The following is a 14,309-nucleotide window of genomic DNA, read 5'->3' on the forward strand; positions in this document are numbered from 1 at the left end:
CTACGTCAGTGGACGGTCAGTTGCCAGACGGCGGGCGGGTGCTGGTCGGGCGGGTACTGCACTAGTCGGCCCCCGTCGGTCACGCTCAGGGCCATCTGTGTGATCGCGTTGACCAGTCGGTAGCCGTCGGCGTCGCGGACCAGCTGCCAGCGCTGCAGGGTGTTCGCCGAGTCGCAGCTCTGCCAGGTCGCCTCGACGCCGGGCTGGAGCGGCACGTTGAGGGTGAGCTTGCCGCCGCGTATCTCCAGGCAGCCGTCCTGGGTCCGCAGGCTCGCGTAGCCGTCCGCCGTGCGCCGCACCTGGGCGTCGATCGTGCGGCCCGCCGCGGTGAGGGTGTACGTCCCGTCCGGCACCGGCACCCGGGTCAGGTCCCGCCATCCGGGCGCGTGTCCCACGGCCGTCCCGCGCGCGGTGAACCCCGCGTACGTGGCGTCGGGGTGCGGGTCGCCCCAGGTCGCCTGGGCGATGTGCCGCAGGGCGGGCCACAGTTCGCCGGAGACCTCGTTCTCGGTCTCGCCGCGCCCGTTGTCGGGCCAGAGGCTGATCTTCGCGCCGGTGACGCCGTCGGCGGAGGCGAGCTTCTCGCCCTCGAAGCTTCTTGGATCCCAGCTCTGCTCGTACAGGCCCTTGGTGTCACTGTGGAAGCCGCCGCGGACGAGGTACAGCGAGTACGCCGCGTTCATCAACGGATAGCCCTGAGCCTGGAGTCGACTGGGTTTCGTGGCCACGTCCAGCCAGTGCTCGACCGTCGTGCCCGCCGCGACCGGCACGGTGTTGGCTCCGGTGAGTCCGTCGTTCCAGATCCGCAGCTTCTTGCCCTTGGCGGACGCGTAGGCGTGGACGCGGTTGACGAAGTCGATGAAGGCGTCCTGCGGTGTGGCGTTCGCGCCGTACCTGTCCTGGGCGTACCGCAGGATCTGCGGGTACTTGGCGAAGTCGGAGCCGAGCATGTACTCGTCGGCTCCCATGTGCCAGGAGGGGGAGGTGAAGACCTGCGCGTACTCGTCGATCAGGCTCGTGTAGTAGGTGAAGGCGGCCGGCTGGGTGATGTCCAGGCGCGAGGGCTGCTTCGCGCCGTCGGAGTCGGTGAGCTGGAGGTCCGGCCGGTTCTCGATCCAGGGGTCCATGTGGCCCGGGGAGTTGATCTCCGGGATGATCTCCACGTGGTACCGCTCGCCGAGGGCGACCAGGCGGCGGATCTCGTCCTTGGTGTAGTAGCCCCAGGTGTTGGCCTCGGGGTGGGTGTCGCTCTTCACCTTGAGTTCGAGGAGCAGCTGGTTGAGCTTGTTGTACGCCATCTCGCGGACGAGGTTCTCCAGCCAGGGCAGCGAGATGTGGACGTAGCAGGCACAGACACCGACGCCGCGTTCCTTGTATCGCGGCACGTCGACGGTGCGTCCGGCGGGGACGCGGTCGCCCTGCGCGAGGAGCTGGAGCAGGGTGCGGGTGCCGTGGAAGACGCCGGTCTCGGTCGCGCCGGTCACCGACAGGTTCCGGCCGGCGTGCAGTTCGTAGCCCTCGGTGCCGAGGGCGGTCCTTGCGGGCTGGACGTCGATGACGATGTCACCGGTGCGGGCGCCGCCTCGCACCACCGGCACCCTGCCGTGGCCCGCCGCCCGGAGATCGTCGGCGAGGGTGTCCGCGACCCGGCGTTCGTCCGGACCGTCCGCCACCAGACGCGCGCCGCTCCGGTAGACGTAGCTGCCGGATTCGGGCGTCCAGTCGCTCAGGGCGGGCACGGTGACCGGCGGGCTCTGCTGCTGCCGCGCGATCGCCGGAGCCGGTGCCAGGAGCAGCGTCAGCACCGCCAGGACACCGGCCAGTTTCAGCCGTTTTCTCATCAGCGACTCCCCATTCATCGGAGGCCTGATCCTTGGCTTGGCGTCTCAGCCTGTCAATGGGGTGCAGTGAGGCTGGAGTTGGACCATTGATCGGATGACCTGCGGATCAGTCGACCGAGGCGCCTGTCCCACCGCGAAAAGTCCAACAAGACCTGTCCGAATGTCCAAGCGCGAGTGCTCTCGACTCGGGCCCGGCTCCGGGGCAGAGTTCTCTCGACATACCCACCAGTAGCCTCCAGGGAGCGCCCGTGACCAGCTGGGTCGGCCGGACCGCCGCCGAGATCGCCGCCGCCGTACGTGAGAAGCGGGCCACGCCGCGCGAGGTGGTGGCCGAGCACCTTGCCCGGATCGACCGGCTCGACGGTCGTGTCGGAGCCTTCCGCGTGGTGCGGGCCGAGGCGGCGCTCGCCGAGGCCGACGAGGTCGCCGCGCGGGGCGACCTGGACTCACTCCCGCTGGCCGGGGTTCCCGTGGCCGTCAAGGACAACCTCGCCGTGCGGGGCGAGGCCAGACGCGTCGGTTCGGCCGCCACCCCGGACACGCCCTCCGAAGCCGACCATGTCACCGTGGCCCGGCTGCGGGCGGCGGGCGCGGTGGTCGTGGGGCTGACCAACGTGCCGGAGCTGTGTGTCTTCGGCACCACGGAGGGTGTCCACGGCACGGCCCGCAACCCGTGGGACACCTCCCGCACGGCGGGCGGTTCGTCCGGCGGCAGCGCGGCCGCGGTCGCCGCGGGCCTGGTGCCGATCGCCCTGGGCAACGACGGCATGGGCTCCCTGCGCATCCCGGCGGCCAACTGCGGCCTGGTCACCCTCAAGCCGGGCCCCGGTGTGGTGCCCGCCGGCGTCAGTGACGGCGACTGGTTCGGCATGTCCGAGAACGGGCCCCTGGCGACGACGGTGGAGGACGCGCGTCTGATGCTGTCGGTCCTCGCCGACACCACGTTCGTACGCCGGGACGCGGACGCGACACACCGGGTCGCCGTCTCCCTGCGCAGCCCGCTCGCGGGCGTCGTCGTCACCACGCCGTACACGACGGCGGTCCGGGAGGCGGCCGGCGTGCTGATGAAGGCGGGTCACCAGGTACGCCGGGCCGATCCGCCGTATCCGATGTCGCTGAGCTTCACCTCGCTCGCCCACTGGACGGCCGGCACGGCCGTGGACGCGCAGGGTCTCGACCGCAAGCGGCTGGCCCGGCGCACCCGGGTGCACGCGGCCGTCGGGCGCCGCTTCGTGAACTCCGTGCGCACCGGCGGGGGACGCGAGGCGCTGCGCCGGCGCCTGGAGCCGTTCTTCGAGGAGTACGACGTGCTGCTCATGCCGGCGCTCGCCCGCCGCTCCCCCAAGTCCGCGCCCTGGCACGAGCGGGGCTGGCTGCGCAATGTACTGGCGAACACGAACTACTCGCCCCTGACCCCGCCGTGGAACCTGACCGGCTGGCCCGCGATGTCCGTCCCGTTCAACACCCTGCCCTCGGGTGCCCCGTGCGCCGTCCAGTTGGTGGCGCGGCCGGGATCGGAGGCGGATCTGCTGGAGGTGGCGGCCCAGTTGGAGGAGCGGCACCCGTGGGAGCGGACGGCGCCGCTGGAGTAGCGGGGCAACCCGTGTGCGCCTAGAGCGACTTGTACATGATGTGCAGGCCGACCGGTCCGTGCCGGGGGTGGTCGTACGCGTCCGGGACCGTGCCGAGGATGGTGAAGCCGAGGGATGTCCAGAGCTTCACCGCGGGGTTGGTCTCGACGACGGCGTTGAAGACCATGCCCCGGTATCCGGCTGCCTGGGCGGCGGACAGGAGGTGCTCGGCGAGGGCGTGGCCGTAGCCGCGGCCTCCCTGCTCGGGGTCGACCATGAAGCCGGCGTTGGCGATACCGGCCGCGGGGCCGCCGTAGTTGGGGGTGAGGTAGGCGGAGGCGACCACGGCGCCGTCGTCGTTCTCGACGACGTAGACGCGTTTGGCCGGAGCCATCCACAGGGCGCGGGCCGCTTCCTCGGAGGTGTCCGGCGCCCAGGCGTAGGTCTCGGCGGCGGCGACGATCCGGTGCCAGAAAGGCCAGATCCGTGGCCAGTCGTCGGCCACGGCTTCTCTGATCAGCATGGGCGTGAGTTTCGCACGCCCATGCGGTCGGCGATCGCGACGGGTTGCCCCGGGGTCAGTCCACGCTGGGCAGGATGTGGTCCTCGGCGAGGTCGTCCTCGTAGCCCGCGAGGCGGATCGGGGCGGACCGGGCCCACACGTCGAGGCTGCCGATCTCTCCGGGCCGGCGGCCTGCACGCTCCGTGCGTTCCTTGGGGCGTTGATCGCGATTCGTCTTCTCCGGTGTCACCGCGCACTCCTTATGTGTCGGGTCACCCTCGGGCGTAGTGCCCAGTGTGCGACCTGGTTCCCGACGCCCGCTTGGGTATGGCTAGAGGCACTTCGGACGCGGTGGCGCCGGTTTCTCGAACGAGAGCAGGCCGTGGTGAACGGGCGAGTCCCATGACGGACCATGGGTGTGGGTTGGACCCCGTACTGCTGTCCGTCCGCTACAGACTAACCAAATGAGCGACAGTCCGCTCGATAGGGCTGAAAACAAAGGGTAACTATCCGAAGTCAACGCGTGCACGGCCAGGGACAGTCTGCCCCGTTCTGTTGAGTTACGCCCCTTTTGCGGGTCCCCCATTCGGCCTACGGACGCGAACAGGCGACGCAGTTCAGATCCCGTTGGCCGAATCGCAAGCCGCCCATGATCTGCTGGCGCCCGGCAAGGCTCGTCCGGCGGGAGGACTGGCGCATGGAGCTGCGCGGTGTCGAAGAGCTGATGGATCTGCTGTACGCCTGCCGGGGCACGTTCGGCGCGCCCGGCTTCCCAGGAGGCCCCCCGGTCGACCTCCACCAACACGCCCTGCGGACGGCCGCGCTGCTGCGCCGGTCCCGTCCCGCCGACAAGGAACTCCAGCTGGCGGGCCTGGCGCACGTGATCGGCCCGCTGCTGCGGCCCGGCGACCGGACCGCACACCCGGACTGCGCCGCCGACGCGGTCCGCTCCCTCCTCGGCGAGCGGGTCGCCGGCCTGGTCCGCGGCCACCGGCCCGACGGCGGCCTGGCCGACGACGACCTCCTGCGCCTGCGCCAGGCCGCCGAGGAGGGCCGTTGCGCCGGGTTCGACGCGGGCGTCCTGGAGGACTGGCGCACGGTGCTGGAGCTGGTGGCCGCACGCAACTCACGCCTGGGGGCTGTCGACTGACGACCCGTCATGAGACGGTACGGCGATGACGTCATCGTACGGATTCCAGGGCAGGGCAGCCGTCGTCACCGGGGCGACGCGGGGGATCGGACGGGCCGTCGCCGCACAACTGGCCGCGGCCGGTGCGCTGGTGTGCGTGACCGCTCGTGACGGCGACGACGTGCGCCGGACCGCCGAGGAACTGGGCGGCATCGGGCTGGCGGGCGGCGTCGCCGACCCGGACCATCCGGCGCGGGTCACCGAGCTGGTGCTGCGCGAGTTCGGCCGGTTCGACGTCCTGGTCAACAACGCGGCGACCAACCAGCCGTACGGACCGCTCATGGATGCCGACCCGGACCTGTGGCGCACGGCGTTCACCGTCAACGTCGAGGCACCCCTGCGACTCGTCCAGCAGGCGTGGCGGGGATGGATGTGCGAACACGGGGGCTCCGTGGTCAACGTCTGCACGGAGGGAGCCGAGCACGTCGGTCCGCACGTGGGCGCGTACGGCACCAGCAAGGCGGCGTTGCTCCACCTCACCCGGCAACTCGCGGGCGAGCTCGCGCCGAAGGTACGCGTCAACTCCGTCTCCCCCGGGCTGGTGCGGACCGAGATGGCCCGGTTCGTGTGGGAGCCGGCGGAGACGGTGATCGCGGCCGGGCTGCCGCTCGGGCGGATCGGGGAGCCCGAGGACGTGGCCCGAGCGGTGCTGTGGCTGGCGTCGGACGCGGCGGAGTGGGTCACCGGGGCTGATCTGCTGGTGGACGGTGGGACCAGGGTCCGACCCGCCCACGCGGCACCCGTGGGGCGCGGGGAACCGGGCGACCGGCCCCGTACGCCCCGCGGTTGACCCCCGGCGCGACCGGCCCCGTACGCCCGCGGTCGACTCCCGGCCCAAGCGGCCCGTACGCGCCGCGGTCGACCCGACGCGCCCCGCCCCGTCACGCCCGGCGCGCGACCGTTACCACTTGCCCGGCGCGTAGTCCTTCAGGAAGACGCCGTACACGTCCTCGCCCTCCTCGCCGCGCACGATCGGGTCGTAGACGCGGGCGGCGCCGTCGACCAGGTCGAGCGGGGCGTGGAAGCCCTCCTCGGCGAGGCGCAGCTTGTCGTAGTGGGGGCGTTCGTCGGTGATCCAGCCGGTGTCGACCGAGGTCATGAGGATGCCGTCGGTCTGGAACATCTCCTGGGCGCTGGTTCGCGTCACCATGTTCATCGCGGCCTTGGCGGCGTTCGTGTTCGGGTGGCCCGCTCCCTTGTAGCCGCGGCCGAAGACGCCTTCCATCGCCGAGACGTTGACCACGTACGCACGTCCGCTCGTCGTCTTCCTGGCGGCCTCGGCCATGACCGGGCGGAGCTTGCTGATCAGGATGAACGGCGACGTGTAGTTGCACAGCTGGGTCTCGAGGAGCTCCACCGGGGAGATCTGCTCGATCGTCTGCACCCAGGTGTTGCTGTCGACGACGTCGGGGACGAGGCCGCCCGCGTCGATGGCGGTGCCGTCGAGGTGCCGGGCGACGCTGGCGTTGCCCGCGACCAGGGCGAGGTCGGCCACCTGCTGTGCGTCCATGCCGGAGATCCCGGCGGGCAGCGAGGCCAGGCCGTCCACCGCGCCTGAGCCGAAGGCGCCGATGACGTGGTGGGCGGGCAGCTCACCCGCGGGCAGCGGGGCGCTCTCGCCCTCGACCAGCGCGGCGTAGGCGGAGGGCAGGCGGCGCACGGTCTGGGTCGCGTTGTTGATGAGGATGTCGAGGTGGCCCGCCTCGGCGACCTGGTCGGCGAGGGCCACGGCCTGCGCCGGATCACGCAGGTCGATGCCGACGACCTCCAGGCGGTGCATCCAGTCCGCCGAGTCGTCCATGGCCTTGAAACGGCGGATGGCGTCCTTCGGGAAGCGCGTGGTGATCGTCGTGTGGGCGCCGTCGCGCAGCAGCCGCAGCGCGATGTACATGCCGATCTTGGCGCGTCCGCCGGTGAGCAGGGCGCGCTTGCCGGTGAGGTCGGCGCGGGCGTCGCGCTTGCCGCGGTTCAGGCGGGCGCAGTCGGGACACAGCTGGTGGTAGAAGTAGTCGACCTCCACGAACCGGGCCTTGCAGGTGTAGCAGGAGCGGGGTCGCTGGAGGATCCCCGCGATCCTGCCCTCCTCGGTGACCGACGACGGCAGGATGCCCTCCGTCTCGTCGTCGATGCGCTGGGCGGAGCCGGTCGCGGTGGCCTCCGTGACCGACTTGTCGTGGGCGGTCTTGGCGGCCCGGCGCTCCTGGCGGCGGCGCTGCTTCACGGTGCGGTAGACGCCCGCGGTGGCCCGGCGCACCGCGACCGCGTCGGGGTGGTCGACGTCCAGCTTGTCGAGTTCGTCGAGCACGCTCAGGCAGACGGCCAGCCGCTCCGGGTCGATGCCGGGCCCGTACACCACCTCGTCCGTGGTCGCCGAGCCGTTGTCTGTCACCGTCATGGCCGCTGCCGTTCCCTGGGTCTTCCGCGCGGCGCTCCGACGGCGTCCGCTTTCGAACAGCGAATTTTACGACAGCCTCGGGCCGCGGCGCCAAACCGCGAGGATCACGCCTCGCAGGCGGTGATCAGCGTCTCGACCTCCTCGGCGACGGCCCGGGCCAGTCGGTCCAGGTCGGGGACGGCTCGGGCGTCGGCGACGAGGCCGTAGTGGACGCGTCCGCGGTAGGTCGAGATGGCGACGGCGAGGGACTGGCCGCGGGCCAGCGGGGCGAAGGGGTAGACCGCGGTGACCGGGTTGCCGCCGAGCTTCAGTCCGATGCTCGGAAGCGGCACGCTGGTCACCAGGATGTCGAACCAGAGCCGGGCTGCCTGGCCGACCAGCGGTCCGCCGAGCCGGTGGCCGAGCGCCGGCACATGGTCGGCGAGCAGGGCGACGGCGCCGGGGCCCCGGTTGGGGCCGGCGTCCTTGTTGCGGTTCATGGCCGCACGGACCGTGGCGAGGCGCCGCAGCGGGTCCGGGTCGGCGACGGGCAGCCGCATCAGGTAGCCGGAGAGCCGGTTGCCCTGCGGGTGGGCGGTGCGCGGGCGGCGCTTGGAGACCGGGATCAGCGCTCGGGGCGCGACGCCCTCGCTGCCGTCGCCGCGTTCGTCGAGCCAGCGGCGCAGGGCGCCCGCGACGACCGCGATCAGGACGTCGTTGACGGTGCCGCCGACGACCTTGCGGACGCGGTGCACGTCGTCGAGGTCGATGACCACTCCGGCGGTGCGGCGGGTGCCGGTGGACTCGGCAGTGAGGGCCGCGGAGGAACGCACGTCCATGGTGGAGAGGGCGACGGAGGCCCCGATGTCGAGGGCGCGGCCCACGTCCGACAGGGCAGAGGACAAGGCGCCGCGCAGCACGTCCGGCAGCCTGCGGACGTCCGGGACCAGACCGCGTGGCGGCTCGACGGGACGGGGGCGCGGCGCGGGCATGTCCATCGGGTCCAGGACGGCGGCGGCGAGCGTCAGTGCGCGCAGTCCGTCGGCCAGGGCGTGGTGGAACTTGAACAGCACGGCGAACGAGACGCCGTCCTCCCCCGGCAGCACATGCGCCTCCCACGGCGGGCGCCCGCGCTCCAGCGGGCGCTGCATGAGGCGGCCGGCCTCGGCCTGGAAGTCCGCGGTAGGGGCGCGCAGGGTGACGTGGTCGAGCGGGTCGAAGTCGGGAGCGGGCTCCCGCGCGGCCCCGCCGAACGCCGTCGGGAAGCCCAGGGGCCACACGTCCCGGATCCGCATCCGCAGCCCGGGTACCGCGGCCGCCCGGGCGGCGAGCAGGTCCGCGGCGTGGGCGCCGGCGGTGGGCGACTGGGCCGCGAACACGCCGAGTGCGCCCAGGTGCATCGGGTGCTCGGCGGATTCCATGTTCCAGAACGCCAGGTCGAGTGGGGCGAGCAGGTGGGAAGTCAATGGCTTGCCTCGCTTCGACGACGGGTGAGTCAGCAGTCAACCGCCCGCAGGCGATTACGGTCAAGCACGGTCATGCTACGCACAGTTAAAAGCAGATTAAGTCCCGCCCCTCGAAAGGGGCGGGACTCATGGGCCGTCTGTGGTCACATCCGTTTCCGCGCGGCCCTCAGGTCGCCGGGCAGCCGGTCGGCGTGTCCCGGGAAGCGTCCCGGATCAGCGCCTCGTGAGCGGCCCTCAGCCGCGCCACGTCCGGCTTCAGCACCTTCCGGTCGTAGGTCAGCAGACCGTTCAGCTCACCCTCCACGTCCGAGATCTGCGTGTAGACGGCGCCGTTGCCGCCCCGGCAGGCCAGGGCGCGCACCTCGTCGAGTTTCGCCAGGTAGTCGTCGGTGTAGGTCGCCGGATCGACGTCGACGTACGACTGCTGGACCGACCAGGCGTGTCCCGGCACCGCCAGCCCGAGTCCGCCGTACTCACCACTGACCAGCGCACGTCTGCCGTCCGGGCGGGGCGGCAGGGCGGGGCTGGGGTAGCCGTGCTCGTCCATGATGTCGCCCGCGTTGCCGTCGGCGCCGAGGTTGAGGCCCGACTGGTTGTTGACCAGCCGGGTCGGGTCCCAGGCCTTGGCCTGCTCGGCGACGCGCCCGACGTCGTACTGGCCCCAGCCCTCGTTGAAGGTCACCCACATGACCACCGACGGGCTGCTGATGTGCTCGTCGATCAGCTCCTTCATCTCCCGCTCGTACTCGGCGCGGGCGGCGGCGCTCGGGTTCACGCCCGCGGTCATCGCGGGCATGTCCTGCCACACCATCAGACCCAGCCGGTCGGCCCAGTAGAACCAGCGGTCGGGCTCGACCTTGATGTGCTTGCGGACCGAGTTGAAGCCCAGCTTCTTGTGGACCTTGAGGTCGTACGCGAGGGCCTCGTCGGTCGGCGCGGTGTGCAGTCCGTCCGGCCAGAAGCCCTGGTCGAGGGTGGCCATCATGAAGACCGGCTTGCCGTTGAGGACCGTGCGCGGGACACCGTTCACCTGTTCCACGGCGATGGAGCGCATGCCGAAGTAGCTGCCGACGCGGTCGGCGCCGACGGTCACCTTCAGGCCGTAGAGGAACGGATCGTCGGGCGACCACAGGTGCGGGTCGTCGATGGTCAGGGTCAGCGGACCGCCGGTCCGGCCGCGCGCCGTGGCGACCTTGCGCCCGCCGTCGTACGCCGTCGCGGTGATCGGTACGCCCGGACGGACCCCCTGTGCCTCGACGGTGAGCCGGCCGCCGTCGACGTCCGGGGTCAGCTTGAGCGAGTCGACGTGGTCGGGCGCGACCGGCTCCATCCACACCGTCTGCCAGATGCCCGAGCTCGGCGTGTACCAGATCCCGCTCGGGTCCAGGCGCTGCTTGCCCAGGGGCGGGTTCTCGCCGTTCGCCGCGTCCGTCGGGTCGTATACACCGACGACCAGCTCCTGGGTACGGCCGGGCTTGAGCGCGTCGGTGATGTCGGCGCCGAACTTGTCGTAGCCGCCCTGGTGCTCGACGACCTTCGTGCCGTTGACGTACACCTCGGACCGCCAGTCGACCGCGCCGAAGTTGAGCCGCAGGCGCTTGCCCGAGCCGATGTGCCAGTCGGCGGGGACCGTGAAGGTACGCCGGTACCACATCCGGTCCTCGTGCCGCTCGATGCCGGAGAGCTGGGACTCGACGGGGTACGGGACGAGGACCCGCTCCGCCAGGTTCCTGCCGACGGGCGGCCGCTCACCCGCCTGTGCGGCGGCGAACTGCCAGCGCCCGTTCAGATTGCGCCAGGCGTCACGGGTCAGCTGCGGGCGCGGGTACTCGGGGCGGGCGTTGCCCGGCCCGACCTCGTCGGCCCAGCGGGTGCGCAGTTGGTACGTGGAGTGGTTGGAGCCGCTGCTCCAGAACGCCCCGACAACGTTGCCCTCGGTGTCGGTGAGGCCGCCGCCCCCGTCGTAGCGGAGGTCGGCCGTGCCGCGCGCGGTGCCGGTCTTGTTGCCGACGACGGGTTCGTCGAGGGCGACGAGCAGGGCACTCGGGTCCGCGGGGTCGGGCCTCGCGGTGCCGAGCGGCCACTCGGCGCCGCCGATCACCGCTTGGAGGTGGTCGGTCAGGCCGGCCGGTGGCGGGGCGAGGCGCTGGGCGAAGTCGAGCCTCAGGGTGCGGCCGTCACCGAGGACGGTGGTCGCGATCGGCCCGTCGTAGTCGAATCCGGCGGGCAGCCGGAACGCCGACTGCGGCACGGCCTCCTTGCTGCCGCCGGGCTCGGTCCAGCGCAGATGGAGGTTGGAGCCGCCGTAGTGCTCGAAGTACTCGATCTTGATGTCGTAGGCGGTGCCGGCGGTCAGCTCGATCGGGGCGGCGGTCTGTTCGCGGTCCCAGTCGTCGACCCAGTGGTCGATGAGGAGCCGGCCGTCGATCCACAGCCGGAAGCCGTTGTCACCGATGACCGAGAAGGTGTGCGGACCGGTTTGCTCCGGCACGATCCGGCCGGTCCAGCGGACGCTGACGTCGTCCGCGCGGCCGGTGGCGGCGGCGAGGCGCGGCTCCAGGGTGTCGAAGTCGATGGTCGGGTCGAAGGTGGTGGCCTTGAGCTCGTGGAAGTCGAAGGCGCCCGGGGCGGACTGGGTGTAGTACTCGCCCTTCAGGCCGCGGGCCTCCGCGGAATCGTCGGCCAGGGCGGGTGCCGCGGTCAGCCCGGCGAGGCCGAGAAGCGCGGCGAACAGTAAGGAGAGTCGGTTTCTGAGGCGGGTGCGGTGCACGGAACCCCCATAACAACGTTGTCATGGACCGGAGTTGGCATGACAACACGGATTCCACTTGCCGTCCAGGGACATGACAACGTGACATCACGACGGCCCCGGTGCGCTCGGGGCACCGGGGCCGTCGGAGGGGTCAGGGCACCCGCTGTCCCTTCCCGAGGGCGATCACTCCGCCCCTGGAGACCGTGTAGAGCTCCGCGTCCCGCTCCGGGTTGACGCCGATCGTCGCGCCCGGCGGCACCTCGACGTTCTTGTCCAGCACCGCGCCCCGCACCACCGCGCCCCGCCCGATGTGCACGTTGTCGTGCAGCACCGAACCCTGGACGACGGCGCCCGGATCGACCACGACCCCCGGCGAGAGCACCGACCGGGTGACCTGGCCCCGGATCAGGGAGCCCGCGCTGATGATGGACTCGCTGGCGATGCCGCCGGCGTTGAAACGGGCCGGGGAGAGCTGGCCGGAGTGGGTGTAGATGGGCCACTGCCGGTTGTAGAGGTTGAACGCGGGCCGCTCGGCGATGAGGTCCATGTGGGCCTCGTAGTACGCGTCCAGGGTGCCCACGTCCCGCCAGTAGCCCCGGTCGCGGGTGGTCTCGCCGGGGACGTGGTTGGCGCTGAAGTCGTACAGGTGGGCCTCGCCGCGTTCGGTGAGCTGGGGCAGGATCGAGCCGCCCATGTCGTGCACGGACTGCGGGTCCTCGGCGTCCCGCTGCAGCGCCTCGATGAGGGCCTTGGTGGTGAAGACGTAGTTGCCCATGGAGGCGAACACGGACTCCGGGTCGTCGGCAAGGCCCGGCGGATCGGCGGGCTTCTCCAGGAACCCCTCGACCGTCTGGCCGTCCGAGCCCGGGGTGATCACGCCGAACGAGGACGACTCACCGCGCGGGACACGTATGCCGGCCACCGTCACGCCCGCGCCGCTCTCGATGTGCTGGTTGACCATCTGGCGCGGGTCCATGCGGTAGACGTGGTCGGCACCGAAGACGGCGACGTACTCGGGGCGTTCGTCGTAGATGAGGTTCAGGGACTGCAGGATCGCGTCCGCACTGCCCAGGTACCACCGGGGGCCGAGTCGCTGCTGGGCCGGGACCGGCGTGATGTAGTTGCCGAGCAGACTGGACATCCGCCAGGTGGTGGTGATGTGCCGGTCCAGCGAGTGCGACTTGTACTGCGTCAGCACGCAGATGCGCAGGATGTCGCCGTTGACAAGGTTGGACAGGACGAAGTCGACCAGGCGATATGTGCCGCCGAAGGTGACCGCGGGTTTCGCGCGGTCCGCCGTCAGCGGCATCAGCCGCTTGCCTTCTCCGCCCGCCAGTACGATGCCGAGCACCGAAGGACCACCACGACGCATGGCCGCTCCCCTCACGCTGGTTTGACCCATGCCTGCCCTCGCACAGGGCGGCCTACGCCTGCTTGACGATCTCCTCGTAGAGCCGGACCGTGCGACGGGCGACCGCGTCCCATCCGAATTCGCCCACCGCGCGCTCCCGCCCGGCCTCACCCATCTCCCGCGCGGCCGCCGGATCGCCGAGAACCGCGTCCAGCGCCTGCGCGAGGCCCGCCTCGAAGTCGTCGTCCACCGGGACGAGTACCCCGGTCCTGCCGTCGTCCACGACCTCGGGGATCCCGCCGACCCGGGACGCCACGACGGGAGTCCCGCAGGCCATCGCCTCGAGGTTGACGATCCCGAGGGGTTCGTACACCGAAGGGCAGACGAAGACGGCGGCGTGCGTGAGCAGTTGGATCACCTCGGGACGCGGCAGCATCTGCGGGATCCAGTGCACGCCCTCGCGGACCCGGCTGAGCTCCCGGAAGAGGTCACGGAACTCCTGGTCGATCTCCGGCGTGTCGGGTGCGCCCGCGCACAGCACGACCTGGGCCGCCGGGTCGATCTTCCGCACCGCGCGCAGCAGATGGGGCACGCCCTTCTGTCGGGTGATACGGCCGACGAAGAGGACGTACGGGCGGGCCGGGTCGAGGCCGATGCGGCGCAGCGCGTCGGTGCCGGGGTCGGGCCGGTACAGGGCGGTGTCGATGCCGTTGTGCACGATGTGGACCTTGGCCGGATCCAGCGCCGGGTAGCAGCCCAGAATGTCCTCGCGCATGGCGCCCGAGACGGCGACCACCGCGTCGGCGCTCTCGATCGCGGTGCGCTCCGCCCAGCTGGACAGGGCGTAGCCACCGCCGAGCTGCTCGGCCTTCCAGGGCCGCAGGGGCTCCAGCGAGTGCGCGGTCATCACATGCGGGATGCCGTACAGAAGCTTGCCGAGATGGCCGGCCAGGTTGGCGTACCAGGTGTGGGAGTGGACCAGATCGCGGCCTTCGAGGCCGGCGGTCATGGCGAGGTCCACGGAGAAGGTGCGCAGCGCGTCGTTGGCGGTGTCCAGCGCCGACCAGGGGCGATGCCGGATCACACCCTCCGTGCGGCCCTCGCCCCAGCAGTGCACGTCCAGGTCGACGAGGGACCTCAGCTCCCGGGCGAGGAACTCGACATGGACGCCCGCGCCGCCGTACACATCCGGCGGGTACTCCCGGGTCAGCAGTCCCACTCGCACCCGGAACCCCCTGTCTCAGCCGTTGATGACCTTCATCG

11 protein-coding genes are annotated in these 14,309 nt (G+C 71.4%); 3 read left to right on the forward strand and 8 right to left on the reverse strand.

The annotated features are described in order from the left end of the window. Positions 1 to 5 precede the first annotated feature (5 nt). Entirely contained in the window at positions 6 to 1,841 is a 1,836-nt protein-coding gene (locus OHA64_RS06700; RefSeq protein WP_405609355.1) for a family 20 glycosylhydrolase, read from the reverse strand. A gap of 248 nt (positions 1,842 to 2,089) precedes the next feature. On the opposite strand from OHA64_RS06700, the gene OHA64_RS06705 reads away from it, so the two are divergent. Beyond that, on the forward strand, positions 2,090 to 3,433 hold the full coding sequence (locus OHA64_RS06705; protein WP_405609358.1) for an amidase: 1,344 nt from the start codon (positions 2,090 to 2,092) through the stop codon (positions 3,431 to 3,433). 19 nt (positions 3,434 to 3,452) lie between these two features. Here the strand turns inward: OHA64_RS06705 and OHA64_RS06710 are convergent, their stop codons facing one another. After that, entirely contained in the window at positions 3,453 to 3,935 is a 483-nt protein-coding gene (locus OHA64_RS06710; RefSeq protein WP_405609361.1) for a GNAT family N-acetyltransferase, read from the reverse strand. 55 nt (positions 3,936 to 3,990) lie between these two features. Further along, the gene (locus tag OHA64_RS06715) at positions 3,991 to 4,164 is read right to left on the reverse strand and encodes a hypothetical protein (protein ID WP_107122162.1); all 174 of its coding nucleotides are present in this window, start codon (positions 4,162 to 4,164) and stop codon (positions 3,991 to 3,993) included. A 447-nt stretch (positions 4,165 to 4,611) separates the two neighbouring features. On the opposite strand from OHA64_RS06715, the gene OHA64_RS06720 reads away from it, so the two are divergent. Together OHA64_RS06720 and OHA64_RS06725 are read left to right on the forward strand one after the other, a co-directional pair. After that, on the forward strand, positions 4,612 to 5,064 hold the full coding sequence (locus OHA64_RS06720; protein WP_405609364.1) for a hypothetical protein: 453 nt from the start codon (positions 4,612 to 4,614) through the stop codon (positions 5,062 to 5,064). A 25-nt stretch (positions 5,065 to 5,089) separates the two neighbouring features. Then, positions 5,090 to 5,893, forward strand: coding sequence for an SDR family oxidoreductase (locus tag OHA64_RS06725; RefSeq protein WP_405609367.1), 804 nt, complete (start codon positions 5,090 to 5,092; stop codon positions 5,891 to 5,893). Positions 5,894 to 6,004: 111 nt separating this feature from the next. Here the strand turns inward: OHA64_RS06725 and OHA64_RS06730 are convergent, their stop codons facing one another. From OHA64_RS06730 to glgA, 5 genes are all read right to left on the reverse strand, one after another. Beyond that, entirely contained in the window at positions 6,005 to 7,498 is a 1,494-nt protein-coding gene (locus tag OHA64_RS06730) for an SDR family NAD(P)-dependent oxidoreductase (RefSeq protein WP_405609370.1), read from the reverse strand. Between the two features lie 104 nt (positions 7,499 to 7,602). After that, positions 7,603 to 8,943 (reverse strand): wax ester/triacylglycerol synthase family O-acyltransferase, encoded by a 1,341-nt coding sequence (locus OHA64_RS06735; protein ID WP_405609373.1) that lies wholly within the window; start codon positions 8,941 to 8,943, stop codon positions 7,603 to 7,605. 166 nt (positions 8,944 to 9,109) lie between these two features. After that, entirely contained in the window at positions 9,110 to 11,713 is a 2,604-nt protein-coding gene (locus OHA64_RS06740) for a PA14 domain-containing protein (protein WP_405609376.1), read from the reverse strand. A 133-nt stretch (positions 11,714 to 11,846) separates the two neighbouring features. After that, on the reverse strand, positions 11,847 to 13,067 hold the full coding sequence (glgC, locus tag OHA64_RS06745; RefSeq protein ID WP_405609379.1) for a glucose-1-phosphate adenylyltransferase: 1,221 nt from the start codon (positions 13,065 to 13,067) through the stop codon (positions 11,847 to 11,849). Positions 13,068 to 13,119: 52 nt separating this feature from the next. Beyond that, positions 13,120 to 14,271: a glycogen synthase gene (gene glgA, locus OHA64_RS06750; protein ID WP_405609382.1), complete on the reverse strand. Its 1,152-nt coding sequence runs from the start codon at positions 14,269 to 14,271 to the stop codon at positions 13,120 to 13,122. Positions 14,272 to 14,309 lie beyond the last annotated feature (38 nt).

This window comes from Streptomyces sp. NBC_00076 (assembly GCF_045041235.1).
In the GTDB taxonomy this organism is placed as follows: domain Bacteria; phylum Actinomycetota; class Actinomycetes; order Streptomycetales; family Streptomycetaceae; genus Streptomyces.